Origin of the sequence: Streptococcus sp. CCH8-C6, from assembly GCF_001557225.1 — a bacterium.
GTDB lineage: Bacteria > Bacillota > Bacilli > Lactobacillales > Streptococcaceae > Streptococcus > Streptococcus sanguinis_C.
The window spans coordinates 93,602-111,529 of sequence record NZ_LSJN01000044.1 but is presented as its reverse complement, the minus strand read 5'-3'; the positions used below and the strand labels follow the sequence as shown (position 1 = coordinate 111,529).

Sequence of the window (17,928 nt, the reverse complement as noted above, 5' to 3'; positions counted from 1 at the left end):
GCTTGAATTACTCTCGGATTCACACCTTCTTGTAGAAAAGAAATGACAAACCTAGTGAAAACTAGGTTTGTTTTTCTATATAAGTCAAGCAATTAAAACTGTAGCTAGTCTGCTTTCAGGCAGTTTGCTGCTGACAGTCATTTATGAGGCTGATGATAAGCAGAAAAAAGCCTGAAATGACCTTTACCCTCCTTCATATTTTTGTTATAATGTTCATATTAAAGCGTGCATTTGCGCGCTCTTTTCTGTGTTTAGAAAGCACATGGTTGCTTTAGAGTGAGTTATTTTTGAATAGATGGTGAAGGAGGAATTATGTTATACATTTGGTCTTATTTGAAGAGATATCCTAAGTGGCTGGTCTTAGACTTTGTGGCGGCAATCTTTTTTGTGATTGTTAATCTAGGTCTGCCAACAGTGCTGGCTCGGATGATTGATGAAGGAATCAATCCTAAGCAGACAGACCGGCTCTTTTTCTGGGCTTGGGTCATGTTTGGCGTTATTATCTTAGGAGTGCTGGGGCGAATCGTTCTGGCTTATGCGGCAGGGAAGCTAACGACGACCATGGTGCAGGACATGCGCAATGATCTCTATGCCAAGCTGCAAGAGTATTCTCATCATGAGTATGAGCAGATTGGAGTGTCTTCTTTGGTCACGCGCTTGACTTCGGATGCTTTTGTTCTTATGCAGTTTGCGGAGCAAACCCTGAAAATGGGCGTCATTACTCCCATGATGATGCTGTCCAGTATTCTCATGATTTTTCTGACCAGTCCATCTCTGGCCTGGATTGTAGCTGTTTCAGTGCCTTTCTTGGCAGTCGTGGTCATTTATGTAGCGGTTAAAACCAAACCTTTGTCTGAAAAGCAGCAGAAGACCCTTGATAAGATTAATCAGTATGTGAGGGAAAATCTGACTGGCCTACGCGTTATTCGAGCTTTTGCAAGAGAGGAATTTCAAGAGAAGCGTTTTGCTGATGAAAATGAGGTCTATGCGCAAAACTCCAATAAGCTCTTTAAGCTGACTGGTCTGACAGAGCCACTCTTTGTACAGATTATTATTGCGATGATTGTGGCCATTGTCTGGTTTGCCCTCGATCCTTTGCGGGATGGAAGTCTTGAAATCGGAAATCTTGTTGCCTTTATAGAATACAGCTTTCACGCCCTGCTTTCCTTCCTTTTCTTGGCCAATCTCTTTACTATGTATCCTCGGACGGCGGTATCGAGCCAGCGGCTCAAGGAAGTCATGGATATGCCCATTTCAATCAATCCTAATGAAAATGGTGTAACCGAGACAGATACGCAGGGTTATCTGGAGTTCGACAATGTAACCTTCGCTTATCCAGGTGAGACAGAGAGTCCTGTACTGCATAATATTTCTTTCAAGGCTAAGCCGGGCGAGACTATTGCCTTTATCGGTTCAACTGGTTCTGGTAAGTCTACGCTGGTACAGCTGATTCCACGCTTTTACGATGTAACACTAGGTAAGATTTTAGTGGATGGTGTGGACGTCCGTGAATACAATCTGAAGGCTCTGCGTCAGAAGATTGGCTTTATCCCGCAGAAAGCTCTCCTATTTACCGGAACTATCGCGGAGAACCTACGCTACGGAAAGGAAGAAGCCAGCCAAGAAGAGCTGAGTCAGGCAGCTGAGGTGGCTCAAGCCAAGGACTTTATTGAGAGCCGGGAAGAGCGTTTTGAGACTCATCTGGCTGAGGGAGGCAGCAATCTATCCGGAGGGCAGAAGCAGCGACTCTCTATCGCCCGTGCAGTAGTTAAAAAGCCGGATATTTATATCTTTGATGACTCTTTTTCTGCTCTGGATTATAAGACAGATGCGGTGCTTCGTCGTCGCCTCAAAGAAGTGACAGGTCAGGCAACGGTGCTGATTGTAGCCCAACGTGTGGGAACCATTATGGACGCTGACCAAATTATCGTCTTGGATCAGGGTGAAATCGTTGGACGCGGGAAGCATGAAGAGCTGATGGAAACCAATGATATCTATCGTGAAATTGCGGATTCGCAGCTGAAGAATCAAGCTTTGACAGAGGAATAGAAAGGAGACTGATATGAAAAACACATCTAGTTTTGCTCGCCTGTGGAGCTACCTAAAAGTTTATAAATTTGCAGTCGCCTTTGCCATCTTCCTCAAAATCCTCAGCGTCGTCATGAGTATCGTCGAGCCCTTTGTCTTAGGCTTAGCCATTACAGAGTTGACAAATAATTTGCTGGATATGGCAAAGGGAGTAGCTGGCGCCCAAATTAATGTGTCCTATGTTGGCTGGGTCATGGTCTTGTATTTTGTGCGGGCGATTATTTATGAAATCGGTTCTTACTATTCTAATTACTTTATGACCAATGCAATGCAGGCTACCATTCGTGACTTGCGCAATGAACTTAGTCATAAGATTAATCGCATCCCCGTTTCTTACTTTGATAGACATCAGTTTGGTGATTTGCTGGGACGTTTTACCAGCGATGTCGAAGCTGTTTCAAATGCCTTGCAGCAGTCCTTTCTGCAGGTTATCAACGCAGTCTTCACTCTGATTTTGGTTATCGTCATGGTATTGGTACTCAATCTGCAGTTGGGTATCATTGTGGTAATCTCGATTCCGATTACTTATCTTAGTGCTCGCTTTATCGTGAAGAAATCCCAGCCTTACTTTAAACAGCAGGCAGATGTACTGGGGGCTATGAATGGCTTTGTTCAGGAAAATCTGACAGGCTTTAATATCTTGAAGCTATATGTCAGAGAAGAAAGCTCGCAGGAGGATTTTCGTCAAATTACGCAAAATCTGCAGAAAGTAGGTTTTAAAGCCAGCTTTATCTCTGGTTTGATGATGCCTGTTTTGAATGTTATTTCAGATCTGACCTACCTCTTGCTGGCTCTGCTGGGCGGTCTTCAGGTTATTGCAGGGCGATTGACAGTCGGAAATATGCAAGCCTTTGTTCAGTATGTCTGGCAGATTAACCAACCCATTCAAAACCTGACTCAGCTGGCTGGTCAGCTGCAGAGTGCCAAGTCTTCTTTGGACCGGATTTTCCAAGTGCTGGACGAAGCAGATGAAGTCAATGATAAGACAGAAAAGCTGGATCAAGATCTGACAGGTCAGGTTAGCTTCAAGGATGTAGACTTCCAGTATGTGGCAGATAAGCCGCTCATTCGGAATTTCAATCTGGAGGTCAAACCTGGAGAAATGGTCGCCATTGTAGGTCCGACTGGTGCTGGTAAGACCACGCTGATTAACCTACTCATGCGTTTCTACGATGTGACCAAAGGCGCGATTACTGTGGATGGGCATGACATTCGCCATCTTTCCCGTCAGGACTACCGTAAACAGTTTGGTATGGTGCTTCAGGATGCTTGGCTTTATGAGGGGACTATCAAAGAAAATCTTCGTTTTGGCAATCTGCAAGCGACTGATGAAGAAATTGTCGAGGCAGCCAAGGCAGCTAATGTGGACCATTTTATCCGGACCTTGCCAGGCGGCTACAACATGGAAATGAACCAAGAATCAAGCAATATCTCGCTTGGTCAGAAGCAGTTGCTTACGATTGCGAGGGCTCTTTTGGCTAATCCTAAGATTCTGATTTTGGATGAAGCGACCTCATCTGTTGATACACGGCTGGAGCTTTTGATTCAGAAGGCCATGAAAACACTCATGCAGGGTCGGACCAGTTTTGTCATTGCTCACCGTCTGTCGACCATTCAAGAAGCAGATAAGATTTTGGTGCTCAAGGATGGTCAGATTATCGAGCAAGGGAATCATGAGAGTCTCTTGGCAGATAAAGGATTCTATTATGACCTTTACCAGAGTCAATTTTCTAAAAAAGAGGAAGAAGTTTAAAAGGTTTGCTAAATCATTTGATAACTGCTAGAATATAAGCAAAGTGAGGTAGCAATGTCTTTAACGAGTCAAATTATTACAGCAGAATTTCCGGATTTGGATAAGGTTGAGGCCTTAAACCGCGAGGCTTTTCCTATAGAGGAAAGGGTACCTATCAGCGAATTTCTACGTTATACAAACGATAAGCGGTCTCATTTCTTTGCCTTCTACAATGAGGAAGAATTTGTTGGTTTTGCTTTTGCAGTTTATAACGAAAAAATGTTCTATGTCAGCTTTTTTGCGATTATGCCGCACCTCCGCAGTCACGGTTATGGAGGAGAGATTATTCATAAGCTGACAGAATTCTATCAAAAAACTATGGTTCTAGAGGTGGAACGTGTCGATGAAGAATGCGATAATTTAGAGCAACGTCAAGCACGTATGGACTTCTATAAGCGTAATGGCTTTCGAACAACCAATGCCTTTCTGGAATATGAAGGATTAAGCTTTGAAATCCTGTATTTGGGAGACCATTTTGATGAGGAGGCTTATCGGGATATTTTCCATATGCTGCAAGAGAAGAACTTCTTTGAATTCGAAATTAAATACAGAAGATTTAGCGATGTGTAAAGATTGCTAAATGATTTATAGCCATTTTTAAAAGGTTGAGATAAGATGTCTCAACCTTTTTACTATGAAAAATCTCTTTTATTTTGTTTTGGATCTGGAAGGACAATATTGTATTTTTCTCGCATTCAGCAACAGTAGAGCATGTCTGTTTAAAGAAAGTAGACCATCAAAAAAAGATAGAGATAGGTTGGTGAAATATACGATTTAAAACAAATTTATTTGTATTATTCTAAAATAATTTAAAATAAGCCTTAAATCTGTGGAAAAGTGATGATTTTGCTAAAAACCATTGATAAATTGTTCGATTTAATTCGCTGTATTGTTTTTGATTTTAAACCAACCTACTGTGAAAAGTTAAAAATCTTGCGGAGTGGGCTATTTCCGTATATAATGATAAAGCATGAAAAATTAAAAAGGAGATTCTCGTGATTAAAAAAGGTGCTTTGACAGGTTTGCTCTTGTTTGGAATATTTTTCGGTGCTGGAAACTTGATCTTCCCGCCTTCACTTGGAACATTATCTGGTCAGCATTTTTGGCCGGCTATTGCAGGCTTCGTCCTATCTGGGGTTGGGCTTGCTGTCCTGACTTTGATTATTGGAACGCTCAATCCTAAGGGCTATATCCACGAGATTTCTCAGAAGATTGCACCTTGGTTTGCTATTGTCTATCTCGTGGCTTTGTATCTGTCAATTGGGCCTTTCTTTGCTATTCCGCGGACAGCGACAGTAGCCTATGAAGTCGGCATTGCTCCTATGTTGTCTAAAAATATGACCGGTATTGGATTGATTGTTTTCACGACCCTTTACTTTGCAGCGGCTTATCTGATTTCTTTGAATCCATCTAAGATTTTGGATCGGATTGGACGTATTCTGACGCCTGTCTTTGCAGTTTTGATTATTATCTTAGTCATTCTAGGAGCATTGAAATACGGAACAACGTCACCTCAGCAGGCTTCGCACGCTTATTCTGCGTCAGCTTTTGGACAGGGCTTCTTGGAAGGCTATAACACTTTGGATGCCTTGGCTTCCGTGGCCTTCAGCGTAATTGCTGTAACAACTCTTAACCAGCTTGGTTTCAAGAATAAAAAGGAGTATGTTTCAACTATCTGGGTCGTTGGCATAGTGGTGGCACTAGCTTTTAGTGCCATGTACATTGGTTTGGCTTATTTGGGTAATCATTTCCCAGTTCCTTCTCAAGTTATTTCTAAAGGCAATCCTGGTGTTTATGTCCTGTCGCAGGCGACACAGGCTATCTTTGGACCTACCGCACAGATTTTCCTTGCGGCTATGGTTACTGTAACTTGCTTCACCACAACAGCAGGACTTATTGTATCGACTGGGGAATTCTTCCATAAAACTTTCCCTAAGGTATCTTATAAAGTGTACGCAACGGTCTTTACTTTGATTGGGTTTGCGATTGCTAATCTTGGCCTCAATGCCATCATTCAATATTCTGTTCCAGTCTTGCAAATTCTCTATCCAATTACCATTGTTATCGTTCTGATTGTCATTGTCAATAAATTCTTACCACTGTCCAAAATCGGTATGCAAATGACGGTGGCAGCAGTGACTCTGATTTCCTTTGCTAGTGTTCTTGGGGAGCAGTTCCATATCGCTTGGGTAAGTGATAAGGTAAATGCCCTTCCATTTGCTCAGGCTTCCCTGCCTTGGTTGGTGCCAGCTCTAGTTGGAATCCTACTTTCTCTCTTTTTGCCAAACAAGCAGAAGAGTGAGCGTTTTGAGATGGAGAGCTAATAGATAACATCCGCCACAATGTGGTGGATGTTTTTGCCAAATCCAGAAATCTCAAGCAATATAACATCAAATTCAAGTTTTTTCAAATCTTTCTCTCTATTTTTAGGGGGATTTTTATTTTATACTAGAGTCAGAAATTGATAGAGAGGTTTTTGAAATGGCAACAAGTTTTTTGTTCTTTATTTCTGTTTTTCTGGCGGGGATTCTCTCTTTTTTCTCGCCCTGTATCTTACCGCTGATGCCAGTTTATGTAGGAATTCTGCTGGATTCGGATCAGCCGAAAACGGTTCGGTTTATGGGAAAAGACATTTCCTGGTATGGTCTAGCTAAAACGCTCTGCTTTATAGCAGGCCTATCTACTGTATTTTTGGTTTTAGGCTACGGAGCTGGCGCTCTAGGGCAAGTTCTCTATGCCCCTTGGTTTCGCTACTTTTTGGGCGGGTTTGTCATTCTACTGGGAATCCACCAGATGGGGATCATCAATATCCAGCAGCTGCAAAAGCAAAAGAGCATCCAACTTAAAAAGAATAGTAAAAGAAGTGACTTTCTTAACGCTTTTCTCTTGGGTATTACCTTTAGCTTTGGTTGGACTCCCTGTGTGGGACCTGTTCTAAGTTCTGTTTTAGCAATTGCAGCTTCTGGGGGCAACGGCGCTCTTCAGGGAGGCTTGCTTATGTTGGTTTATACACTTGGATTAGCCCTTCCATTTCTAGCAATGGCTTTGGCTTCCGGCTGGGTAGTACAGCGCTTTGCGAAACTCAAACCTTATATGGGAACGCTTAAGAAAATCGGCGGTGCACTCATTATTCTCATGGGAATTTTGCTAATGCTTGGAAATCTAAACGTTTTAGCATCATTATTTGGATAAAAATTATATAATTAAAGGAGACACATCATGAAAAAAATCACTACACTTACAATCGCTGCACTTAGTATCTTTGTCCTAGCTGCCTGCTCTAATCAAAAATCAGATTCTGATATGAAGAAGATGGATGACAGCAGCATGATGAAGAAAGACGATATGAAAAAAGACGACATGAAGAAGGAGGATATGAAAGACTCCAGCATGTCTGATGATAAAATGAAAAAGGATGATATGAAGGATTCTTCTATGATGTCCGACAGTAAGTCTGATATGAAAGATGATATGAAATCAAGTGATTCAAGCATGAAGGATGACATGAAAGATTCATCCGAAATGTCATCTGACAAATAAGAATTCCACCATAGGAAAGAAAGTCGTCAGTTTTGTCGGCTTTCTCCTTATTTTGAAAGGAAAGAAAACGATGAAGAAGTTATCGATATTGACAGTCAGTCTGCTTTGTGTCGGCTTTTTGGGAGCCTGTTCAAATCAGAAGATAAACTCGGAAGTTTCTAAAAGTGATAAAAGCAATATGCAAACAAAAGCTGATTCTGAGCAATCTACCAAGATGGCCAAGGACTTTAGTCTGCAAGGAGTAGATGGCATGACCTACAAGTTGTCTGATTTCAAAGGCAAGAAAGTATATCTTAAGTTTTGGGCTTCTTGGTGCTCTATCTGTCTATCTACACTTGGTGATACCAATGATTTGGCTAAGGAGCAGTCAGGAAAAGATTATGTTGTCCTGTCGGTGGTGTCTCCGACTTTTAATGGAGAAAAGTCTGCTGATGATTTCAAGGAATGGTACAAATCTTTGGATTACAAAGACTTCCCAGTTCTCATGGACACCAAGGGAGAATTGCTGAAAGAATACGGTATTCGCTCTTATCCATCTGCTCTATTCGTAGGAAGCGACGGTTCTCTTGCCAAGACACATATTGGCTACATGAGCAAGGAAGATATTGAGAAAACACTAAAAGAAATCAAGTAGAAAGGAGCAATGAACATGGAAGGCAAATGGAAAATTCTTCTGGTTATGCTTGGTTTGCTTGTCTGCTTTGGACTGGTCTATGTGATTGCGGGGAATGGTAAGCAATCATCTCCTGAACAGATCAAGAAAGCCTCTATGAGCAAGACAGAAGCAGTAGCCAAACAAAAGCAAGAAGATGTCAAGGAAGAGGATAAGCGGGAAATTTATCTGGCTGGCGGCTGTTTCTGGGGAGTAGAAGAGTACTTTTCTCGCGTGCCAGGTGTAATCGATGCAGTATCAGGCTATGCAAATGGTAAAGGCGACACGACCAAGTATGAATTGGTCTCTCAAACTGGTCATGCTGAGACTGTTCACATTACTTACAACGCCAAGAAAATTTCGCTAAAAGAAATTCTGCTTCACTATTTCCGCATTATTGATCCAACTTCTAAAAACAAGCAGGGAAATGATCAGGGTACCCAGTATCGGACAGGTGTCTACTATACGGATGAAGCTGATCTTGATACTATTAACCAGGTCTTTGATGAGGTTGCTAAGAAATATGATAAACCTTTAGCTGTTGAAAAAGAAGCTCTGAAAAACTTTATCAAAGCAGAAGATTATCATCAGGATTACCTGAAGAAGAATCCTAATGGATATTGCCATATCGATGTCAATCAAGCTGCCTACCCTGTTATTGAAGCTAGTCGCTATCCTAAGCCTAGCGATGAAGAGATTAAGGCTAAGCTCTCTCCTGAAGAATACGCAGTCACACAAAAGAATGACACAGAGCGGGCTTTTTCTAACCGCTATTGGGATAAGTTCGATGCTGGTATCTATGTGGATGTGGTGACGGGAGAGCCTCTCTTTTCATCAAAGGATAAGTTTGACTCAGGCTGTGGTTGGCCGAGTTTCACCCGTCCTATCAGTCCAGATGTTGCAACTTACAAAGAAGACAAGAGTTTCAACATGACACGGACTGAAGTTCGTAGCCGGGTTGGAAATTCCCATCTGGGCCATGTTTTCACAGACGGTCCTAAGGACAAGGGCGGCTTACGCTATTGTATTAATAGTTTGTCAATCAAGTTCATTCCAAAAGCTGAAATGGAGGAGAAGGGCTACGGTTATCTTTTGGATTATGTTTAAGAGCATTTTGATTGAAAATTTGCTATAATAAATCCAGTATAAATAAGGAGTTGAATCTTGTGTATTCAATTATGATTGTAGAGGATGAGTATCTGGTAAGACAGGGGATTGCGTCCTTGGTAAACTATGAACAGTTTGGTATGCAAGTCATTGCCCAGGCTGAAAATGGAATAGAAGCTTGGCAGAAATTTCAGGAAAATCCTGCTGATATCCTGCTGACCGATATCAATATGCCACAGATGAACGGTCTCGAACTGGCCAAGCTAGTCAGGGACCAGGCTCCTAAGTGCCATATCGTTTTTCTGACGGGCTATGATGATTTTGACTATGCTCGGACCGCCATTAAACTAGGCGCAGATGACTATCTTCTCAAGCCATTTTCCAAGGATGATGTTGAGGAGATGTTGGCCAAGCTGCAGACCAAGCTTGATAAAGAACGCAAAAAAGCCCAGATTCAAAACTTGGTTGATCAGGGACAGCACTCTGAGTTGGAAGAGGCTATTCATGCGCGTCTTGCTGATTCAGAGTTAAGTCTGAAAAGTTTGGCTTTCCAATTGGGGTTTAGTTCGTCCTATCTTAGCGTTCTTATCAAAAAAGAACTAGGCTTGCCCTTTCAAGATTATTTGATTCAAGAACGGATGAAAAAAGCAAAACTCTTACTCTTAACTACAGATTTGAAGATTTATGAAATAGCAGAGCAGGTAGGTTTTGAAGATATGAACTATTTTTCTCAGCGCTTCAAGCAGGTGGTCGGGCTGACACCTCGGCAGTTTAAAAAAGGAGAGGAGAAATGAAACGATATCCGCTTCTTATCCAGTTGATTGTCTATATTTTTCTGCTGGTTCTTTTACTCTTGGGGTTTGTTGGGAGTCTTTACTATCAGACTAGCTCGGGGACTATTAGGCAGCTGACAGAGCGGACGACGCGAAATAGCATGGAGCAAAGCGGACAGTTCATTGCTTCCTATTTGCAGAAATTAAAGCAAACTACATCTACACTGAGCAAGGAAGAAACGATTCGGAAGTTTGCTCAGAATCAAGAAAGTAGTGAAAGGTCAGTACAGGCTTTGATGAAAACCATCATTGAAACAGATCCAGATTTGGTGTCGGCAGTATTGGTTACCAAGGACGGGCGCGTGGTCTCAACAGATTCTCAAATCAGCATGCAGACATCCTCTGATATGATGAATGAAAAATGGTATCAGGAAGCTATCCATACCAGGGCCATGCCTGTCTTGACTCCTGCTCGGAAAGAATCTCTGTCATCAGAGAAGGAGAAGTGGGTTGTTTCTGTCACTCAGGAAGTAGTAGATGAAGCAGGGCAGAATCTCGGTGTTTTACGTTTTGATATCGGCTATAAGAGTCTCAAAGCCTATCTGGATCGGCTTCAGCTAGGAAAGAAGGGTTTTAGCTTTATTGTCAATAGCCAGCATGAATTTGTCTATCATCCTAAGAAGAGTGTTTATTCCTCTAGTCAGGAAATGAAAGCTATGCAGTCCTATATCTCGGTCAAGGACGGTTACGCAGACCAGAAGCAGGCGTTTGTCTATCAGATTGATATCGCAGACAGCGACTGGACTTTAATTGGCGTTGCCTCTTTGGAGCAATTGCAAATGCTTCAGTCACAGATGCTTTATTCTTTTGTGGGAATGGGTGTTTTAGCACTCCTGATGTGCTTAACTGGTATTTGGTTTGTCCTGCGTTTGTGGATTAAGCCTCTCCAGAATCTACAAGCAGTTATTCTGAAGATTGGAGCAGGCGACTCAAATCTGCGAGCGGAAGCTAAGGGTTCTCCAGAGTTGGTTGACTTGGCTCAGCAGTTCAATAAAATGCTGGACCAAATTGAACAACTAATGGAAGCTGTCAAGGCTGAAGAACAAAATGTCCGCCGCTATGAGCTCCGAGCTCTCTCAGCTCAAATCAATCCCCATTTCCTTTATAATACCTTGGATACGATTGTCTGGATGGCTGAGTTTAATGACAGCAAACGTGTTGTTGAGGTAACAAAATCACTCGCTCAATATTTCCGCTTGGCGCTCAATCAAGGACATGAACAGATTGCTCTCAAAGATGAGATTGATCACGTTCGTCAGTATCTCTTTATCCAGAAGCAGCGCTATGGTGATAAGCTCCAGTATGAGATTGAAGAGGATGAATCTCTAGCTGATTATAAACTGCCCAAGCTGGTACTACAGCCCTTGGTTGAAAATGCCATCTACCATGGTATCAAGGAAATTGACCGACAAGGCATGATTAGAGTGACATCGGCAGTAGAAGAAGGACAACTGATATTGTCTATCTATGATAACGGCCGCGGCTTTGATGTCAACACCTCTATGGATGCGACTCTCCTTCGCTTAGGTGGTGTCGGCCTGAAAAATGTTGATCAACGTTTAAGATTGCAGTTTGGAGACGACTACCATATGGAAATCCAGTCCGAACCAGATAAATTTACCCAGATTAGTCTTTATTTGCCGCTAGTTACAGATGATTAGGTCTATTAAGTTTTAAAATATTCAAGCCGGTAGAACTTTCTCCGGCTTTTTACTGTTTGAAAAAACTGTACTGGTTTTGCTGTTCATCAAGCGAAATTTTCTCTTTTCCTAGTCTCATGAGTTTGCAAGAAAATTACCGTAGCCGATTTGTGAAAAATCTATAAGATTCATTTATAATGATAAGTGAATGTATTTTCTACGTAAGTAGTTAGAGGAGAGAAAATGGAATCACCTTTATTTTTTGTGTCAGTTTTTTTAGCTGGTATTTTGTCCTTCTTTTCCCCTTGTATTTTTCCTTTGTTGCCGGTTTATATTGGCATTTTATTGGATGACAAGGAGGTCAAGACCCTAAAAGTATTTGGCCGGGAGCTTGCTTGGCAAGGCATGGTCAGAACGCTCTTTTTCATTGCAGGCATCTCGACAGTCTTCTTTTTGCTTGGCTTTGGAGCTGGATTTTTAGGAACTATTATTTACAGTCCGACCTTTCGTTATGTGATGGGCAGCCTCATCATTCTGCTAGGTCTGCATCAGATGGAGCTTATTAATATTCGTCAGTTACAGATTCAAAAGAGCTTGACTTTCAAAAAGAACGGTCAGAAACATCATTTTTGGTCTGCTTTCTTACTGGGGATTACCTTTAGCTTTGGTTGGACTCCCTGCATCGGTCCGATTCTCAGCTCAGTCCTGGCTTTAGCAGCTTCGGGTGGAAATGGTGCTTTTCAGGGAGCAATTTTGACCTTGATTTACACTTTAGGAATGGCTCTGCCTTTCCTAATCCTAGCTTTGGCATCTAGCTTTGTTATGCAGTATTTTAATAAAATCAAGCCTTATATGGGTCTGATGAAGAAAATCGGCGGAGCCCTGATTATTCTGATGGGAATTCTGCTGATGTTAGGACAGCTTAATGCCCTGTCTGGACTTTTTGGATAAAAGGAGAGAAAGAAATATGAAAAAATTCGTTACATTATTAGCAACTGTGTCAGCTGTAGTTTTTTTGGCAGCCTGCTCGGAACAGGAAGAGAAGCCTATGACTATGCCCACAACCAGCAGTTCATCTAGTGAGGCTGCTCAGACAAGCACAGTCACCCAAGCAGCTGTCAGTCAAGAGGCTCCCGACTTTACTCTGCAGTCTATGGATGGAAAAACTGTCAAACTTTCTGACTATAAAGGCAAGAAGGTTTATCTAAAATTCTGGGCTTCTTGGTGTGGACCTTGTAAGAAAAGTATGCCAGAATTGGTCGAATTAGCTGGTAAAACAGACCGTGATTTCGAAATCTTGACAGTTGTAGCACCAGGCCTCCAAGGAGAGAAATCTGCCGAGGAATTCCCAAAATGGTTTCAAGAACAAGGTTATAAAGATGTACCAGTTCTATTTGACACTTCAGGAGAAATTTTCCAAGCCTATCAGATCCGCAGTATCCCGACTGAAATCCTCATTGACAGTCAAGGGAAAATCGGGAAAATCCAGTTTGGCGCTATCAGTAATGCTGATGCAGAAGCAGCTTTCAAGGAAATGAAATAAAGCGAAAAAAGAATGGACTTATCATCCATTCTTTTTAGTTTGTAAGGCAATTAAGCGCTAGCACCTGATGTCGCATCGGCTCCTCCGTCTCCATGACCTCCATCGCCTCCAGCATCAGAAGCACCAGAAGTAGCGTCTGCGTCTCCATGACCTCCGGCAGGAGCAAATGGTCCGCTGCCTCCAACCAAACGTTGACCAGTTTCTTTTAAGTACCAGTCAAGCCATGGTTGGAAATTAAAGACGATTTCATTGATACCTGCGTATGATCCGTCAGGATAGTACATAGCTTGGTAGTTGTGGGTATTGATAACGCCTGCAGGTGAACCTGGGACGATTGTACGTACGTATTCTTGATTTCCGTTGCGAAGTGTTCCGATAACCCACTCTACATTCTTCATCCGAGCTGGTGGAAGAGAACCATGAACAGTTGACATGCGGCTACCTGATTGAGGTGGCACACGTTTAGCAAACATGGTGTCTGGATCTTGGTGGGCGTTATTGTAGTAGAGGAATTGATTGTTATCGTCAGCGTATGTCAATTCAAATGGCATAGCTTTTAAGAACATATCAATTTGATTAACGGTCAAGATACCATGGTCGAGTTTGACATAAGTATCACCAGAAACAGCGCCAGTGATTGCTGCGACTTTTTCCACCCATTCTGGATCATCTGGATCAACTTCTGTAATTGTCGTAGCGATTGGTTTTCCGCAGTCTAAGTCTTCAGGTTCAATTGGTTTTGGTTTTTTCAATTTTGAAACGACCTCTACATATTTGATAAAGTTATCTAAGCATGTTTCAAGGAAATTCACAGTTCCTTCGTTGGTGATATTACCGTCATTGTCAAAAGCTTCCTTGGCTTTGCCCAACAGGAACTCATTGCCTGGAAGGGTGTAAGCATTGACACCAGGAGCGTCTAGGATTTTACGCAGGTGAACTTGAGCACGAGAAGTTCCTTGGTCGTAGTAAGAAGCACCGACAATCATGACAGGCTTGTTTTCGAAAGGATGAACCTCGAAAGAGAGCCATTCCAAGACACTCTTCAAAGGAGCGCTGATAGTATGATTGTGCTCAGGAGTTGCGATGATGACACCGTCTGCACGTGTAATTTTGTTATACAAATACCGCAATTGGAAGCTTTCATCCCATTTTTCATCCTGGTTAAACATTGGGACTTCATCGATTTCTAAGACTTCCAATTCAAATTTAATTTTGAACTGACGGCGGATGAATTCCAATAATTTTCGGTTGTATGACTGTTCGTAGTTTGATCCTACAATTCCAACAAATTTCATTCTTTCGGTCTCCTATCTTACAATTTTTCCCAGTTAAATTCTTCAGCATCTTTGCGAAGCAATTCTTGTGCGTTACGCAATTTTTCAGTGATTTTGACAAAGATACGGAAGTCATCAAAGATAGCATCCAATTTTTTGACAACGTCAAGATCTACCAAGTCTCCGCTTTGGTCAAAAGATTGAAGAGAATGTGAAAGCAAGAACTCATCTGGAAGTACATTTGCCTTGATTTCTGGAGCGTTCAAAATTTGACGGAGCTGCAACTGGGCACGAGAGGAGCCAAGTGTACCATAAGAAGCACCAGTGATCATGACCGGCTTGTTCAGCAGTGGATAGATACCATAAGAAAGCCAAGCTAGAGCATTCATAAGCACAGCTGGAATAGAGTGGTCGTACTCAGGTGTACCAATAAGTACGCCATCCGCTGCATCGATTTTTTCTGCGATTTCTGATACCAACTCAGGGACGTTTCTGTCAGCAGGTTTATTAAACATTGGGATATCTTTAATCTCTACCAGCTCGATTTCAGCCTTATCAGCAAAGTGCTTAGACATATATTGAAGAAGTTGCCGGTTTGTAGAACGTTTAGAATTTGTTCCAACAATTGCAATAAGTTTTAACATAAAATTTCCTTTCTGAAATGAAGATACAAATCCCTCGTAGGTGCATTTATTTTTCTTAAGGCAAGTAAAAACCTGAAGAAAAAGAGGGCGTTTTTAAATGGGCATTGTTTATAAAAGCTAGAGCGATAGAGTTACCGCATAGTGAGGCAGCAAATTCATCACTTTTGAATTAAGATGCAGGAATTATCTGCTCTAAAAGACCTGAGCTACAGAAGAGCTGATCGTCTTGGGTGATAATCAGTGCTTCAATCCCTGCTTGCTCTTCAATCTGTGACAGAATTGATGTCGGACTTTCACCAAATAGGCGAGTTGTCCAGATTTCGCCATCTACCGACTTGTCTGAAACAATGGTCAGACTAGCCAATTGATTTTCGATAGGATAGCCTGTTTTGCGATTCAGAATGTGATGGTAGTTCCGCCCTTCAACTGTAAGGGTTCGCTCGTAGATTCCTGATGTGACCACTGACTGATTGGTGATAGCTAGTATAGCTGAGTGATTGCCGCGAGGCTGCTTGGGATTTTGGATGCCAATCCGCCAGGCGCGCTGGCTGACTGCATTTTGCCCAATGGTTAGTACATTGCCACCGAGATTGATAAGAGCAGAGGCCACTCCTTGACTCATCAAATGGTCTTTAATCTTATCAGCGATATAGCCTTTAGCCAAGGCACCTAAATCCAGCTTCATGCCTTTCTTAGTCAAAAAGACACTACAATCTTTTGGCTTCAACTCAAGCAAGTTTGGGTCGGTCAGACTTAGAGCTTGCTGAATCTCCTCCCTGCTTGGGAGACGGGCGTCTGAAAATCCTATCCGCCAGGTCTGGACGAGAGGGCCAATCGTGATATTTAAGTGGCTACCTTCTGCTAGGCTGTGATATTTTCCCAGCTCAATCAACTCAAAAAGCTCTGGATGAACTGAGACGCTTTCAATTCCTGCCAGATGATTGATAGTCATAAGTTCAGAGTCTTCATCATTGGCACTGAAGCGATTTTTATAGACATGAAGCAGTTGGACCGCCTCATCTAAGAGTATTTCCGCTCGCTCATGACAGAGAGATATGCAAATCGTACTCCCCATCAAATGAAGCGAGCGAGAAGCAAAGTCCACATTATCACAACCTTTCTAAAATTAACCTCTCTAACCTTATTATATCAAAAAGATACCGGTTTCACAATCTTAAAATTGTTATATTTTCAGAAAATGAAACTTTGCAAAAGGTAGTTTTTATGAAGTATTTAGACTGCGATGGTACAGCTTTTTAGGTAGCCTAAGAATTTTTGAAAATTTCGAGCAAATTTCTTGTAAACGCTCACAGGAGATGATATACTGGTCTAGTAAATTATAAATTAAGGTAGGACTATTCTTATGAGTAAAATCGTTGTAGTTGGTGCAAACCACGCAGGTACAGCGTGTATTAATACAATGTTGGATAATTATGGTGCAGAAAATGAAGTAGTTATTTTTGACCAAAACTCAAACATTTCATTCTTGGCATGCGGAATGGCCCTTTGGATTGGACAGCAAATCAGCAAGCCAGATGGACTTTTTTATGCAGACAAAGAAACTTTTGAAGCAAAAGGCGCAAAAGTTTATATGAATTCACCAGTTGAGTCAATTGATTATGATGCGAAAAAAGTTACAGCTATTGTAGACGGTAAAGAGCATGTAGAGTCTTATGACAAATTGATTTTGGCAACAGGTTCTCAGCCAATTCTGCCTCCGATTAAAGGTGCTGAGATGGATCCTAACAGTCGGGAATTTAAGTCAACCTTGGAAAATCTACAGTTTGTTAAATTGTATCAAAATGCTGCAGACGTTATTGAGAAATTGCAAGACAAGAGCAAACATATCGAACGTGTGGCAGTAGTAGGTGCTGGCTACATTGGGGTTGAGTTAGCAGAAGCCTTCAAGCGCCTTGGTAAAGAAGTGATTCTGATTGACGTTGTGGATACTTGCTTGGCAGGTTACTATGACCATGACTTGTCTGAAATGATGCGTCAAAATCTTGAAGACAATGGTGTTCAATTAGCCTTTGGTCAAACTGTTCAGGCTATTGAAGGTGAAAGCAAGGTAGAACGCATTGTAACAGATAAGGCTAGCTATGATGTAGATATGGTTGTTCTGGCGGTTGGTTTCCGACCAAACACTGGTCTTGGCGCTGGCAAGTTGGAAACATTCCGCAATGGTGCTTTCTTGGTGGATAAGAAACAAGAAACTAGCATCAAAGATGTTTATGCAATCGGTGACTGTGCGACTGTCTACGATAACTCTATCAATGATACAAACTACATCGCTTTGGCTTCTAACGCCCTGCGCTCTGGTATCGTAGCAGCTCATAATGCTTGCGGACATGAATTGGAATCAAACGGAGTCCAAGGTTCTAACGGTATCGAAATCTTTGGTTTGAAGATGGTTTCAACTGGTCTGACAGAAGAAAAAGCAAAACGCTTTGGTTATAGCCCAGCTGTGGTTGAGTTTAAAGATACTCAAAAACCAACCTTCCTTGAAAAAGTTGAGCATCATGATGTTACAATTAAGATTGTCTATGATAAGGACACTCGTGTAGTTCTTGGAGCTCAGATGGTTTCTAGAGAAGATATGTCTATGGGTATTCACATGTTCTCATTGGCTATTCAGGAAAAGGTTACAATTGATAGATTGGCCTTGCTGGATCTCTTCTTCCTGCCACACTTCAACAAACCATACAACTACATTACTCAAGCAGCTTTGAAAGCAAAATAAGAAAATGAGTCTGGAATAATTTCCAGACTTTTTTGTAGAGCCTGTAAAAAGAAAAGTGAAAGAAGAAATTTATAT

The 17,928-nt window shown here is 41.8% G+C and carries 16 protein-coding genes; 13 read left to right on the top strand and 3 right to left on the bottom strand.

What is annotated here, in order from left to right:
• Positions 1 to 312 precede the first annotated feature (312 nt).
• From AX677_RS05255 to sdbB, 12 genes are all read left to right on the top strand, one after another.
• A complete protein-coding gene (locus tag AX677_RS05255; RefSeq protein WP_060976408.1) occupies positions 313 to 2,049 on the top strand; it encodes an ABC transporter ATP-binding protein in 1,737 nt (578 codons plus the stop codon).
• A gap of 13 nt (positions 2,050 to 2,062) precedes the next feature.
• Positions 2,063 to 3,841 (top strand): ABC transporter ATP-binding protein, encoded by a 1,779-nt coding sequence (locus AX677_RS05250; protein ID WP_060976407.1) that lies wholly within the window; start codon positions 2,063 to 2,065, stop codon positions 3,839 to 3,841.
• 54 nt (positions 3,842 to 3,895) lie between these two features.
• A complete protein-coding gene (locus AX677_RS05245) occupies positions 3,896 to 4,450 on the top strand; it encodes a GNAT family N-acetyltransferase (protein WP_060976406.1) in 555 nt (184 codons plus the stop codon).
• Positions 4,451 to 4,875: 425 nt separating this feature from the next.
• On the top strand, positions 4,876 to 6,204 hold the full coding sequence (brnQ, locus tag AX677_RS05240) for a branched-chain amino acid transport system II carrier protein (protein WP_060976405.1): 1,329 nt from the start codon (positions 4,876 to 4,878) through the stop codon (positions 6,202 to 6,204).
• Positions 6,205 to 6,361: 157 nt separating this feature from the next.
• Complete coding sequence (ccdA2, locus tag AX677_RS05235; RefSeq protein ID WP_060976404.1) at positions 6,362 to 7,072, top strand: thiol-disulfide oxidoreductase-associated membrane protein CcdA2; 711 nt, start codon at positions 6,362 to 6,364, stop codon at positions 7,070 to 7,072.
• A 27-nt stretch (positions 7,073 to 7,099) separates the two neighbouring features.
• Entirely contained in the window at positions 7,100 to 7,420 is a 321-nt protein-coding gene (locus tag AX677_RS05230; RefSeq protein WP_002909792.1) for a hypothetical protein, read from the top strand.
• A 70-nt stretch (positions 7,421 to 7,490) separates the two neighbouring features.
• Positions 7,491 to 8,054 carry a redoxin domain-containing protein gene (locus AX677_RS05225; protein ID WP_060976403.1) on the top strand — a complete coding sequence of 188 codons (564 nt, stop codon included), beginning with the start codon at positions 7,491 to 7,493 and terminating at the stop codon, positions 8,052 to 8,054.
• 15 nt (positions 8,055 to 8,069) lie between these two features.
• Positions 8,070 to 9,179 carry a peptide-methionine (R)-S-oxide reductase MsrB gene (gene msrB, locus AX677_RS05220; protein ID WP_060976402.1) on the top strand — a complete coding sequence of 370 codons (1,110 nt, stop codon included), beginning with the start codon at positions 8,070 to 8,072 and terminating at the stop codon, positions 9,177 to 9,179.
• Between the two features lie 59 nt (positions 9,180 to 9,238).
• Complete coding sequence (locus tag AX677_RS05215) at positions 9,239 to 9,973, top strand: response regulator (RefSeq protein ID WP_060976401.1); 735 nt, start codon at positions 9,239 to 9,241, stop codon at positions 9,971 to 9,973.
• Complete coding sequence (locus tag AX677_RS05210) at positions 9,970 to 11,673, top strand: sensor histidine kinase (protein ID WP_060976400.1); 1,704 nt, start codon at positions 9,970 to 9,972, stop codon at positions 11,671 to 11,673. Before AX677_RS05215 ends, AX677_RS05210 begins: the two co-directional genes overlap by 4 nt.
• Before the next feature lie 222 nt (positions 11,674 to 11,895).
• On the top strand, positions 11,896 to 12,603 hold the full coding sequence (gene ccdA2, locus AX677_RS05205) for a thiol-disulfide oxidoreductase-associated membrane protein CcdA2 (protein WP_002906613.1): 708 nt from the start codon (positions 11,896 to 11,898) through the stop codon (positions 12,601 to 12,603).
• 16 nt (positions 12,604 to 12,619) lie between these two features.
• Positions 12,620 to 13,195, top strand: a complete 576-nt coding sequence (gene sdbB, locus AX677_RS05200) for a thiol-disulfide oxidoreductase-associated lipoprotein SdbB (protein WP_060976399.1) — start codon at positions 12,620 to 12,622, stop codon at positions 13,193 to 13,195.
• Positions 13,196 to 13,245: 50 nt separating this feature from the next.
• On the opposite strand, the gene AX677_RS05195 is transcribed toward sdbB, so the two are convergent.
• The 3 genes from AX677_RS05195 to AX677_RS05185 all read right to left on the bottom strand — a co-directional run bounded on the left by AX677_RS05195 (position 13,246) and on the right by AX677_RS05185 (position 16,218).
• On the bottom strand, positions 13,246 to 14,490 hold the full coding sequence (locus tag AX677_RS05195; RefSeq protein WP_060976398.1) for an NAD(P)H-dependent oxidoreductase: 1,245 nt from the start codon (positions 14,488 to 14,490) through the stop codon (positions 13,246 to 13,248).
• Positions 14,491 to 14,507: 17 nt separating this feature from the next.
• Positions 14,508 to 15,113, bottom strand: coding sequence for an NADPH-dependent FMN reductase (locus tag AX677_RS05190; protein ID WP_060976397.1), 606 nt, complete (start codon positions 15,111 to 15,113; stop codon positions 14,508 to 14,510).
• Positions 15,114 to 15,282: 169 nt separating this feature from the next.
• Positions 15,283 to 16,218, bottom strand: a complete 936-nt coding sequence (locus tag AX677_RS05185; protein ID WP_060976396.1) for an FAD:protein FMN transferase — start codon at positions 16,216 to 16,218, stop codon at positions 15,283 to 15,285.
• 258 nt (positions 16,219 to 16,476) lie between these two features.
• On the opposite strand from AX677_RS05185, the gene nox reads away from it, so the two are divergent.
• Positions 16,477 to 17,853, top strand: coding sequence for a H2O-forming NADH oxidase (gene nox / locus AX677_RS05180; protein ID WP_002904468.1), 1,377 nt, complete (start codon positions 16,477 to 16,479; stop codon positions 17,851 to 17,853).
• Positions 17,854 to 17,928 lie beyond the last annotated feature (75 nt).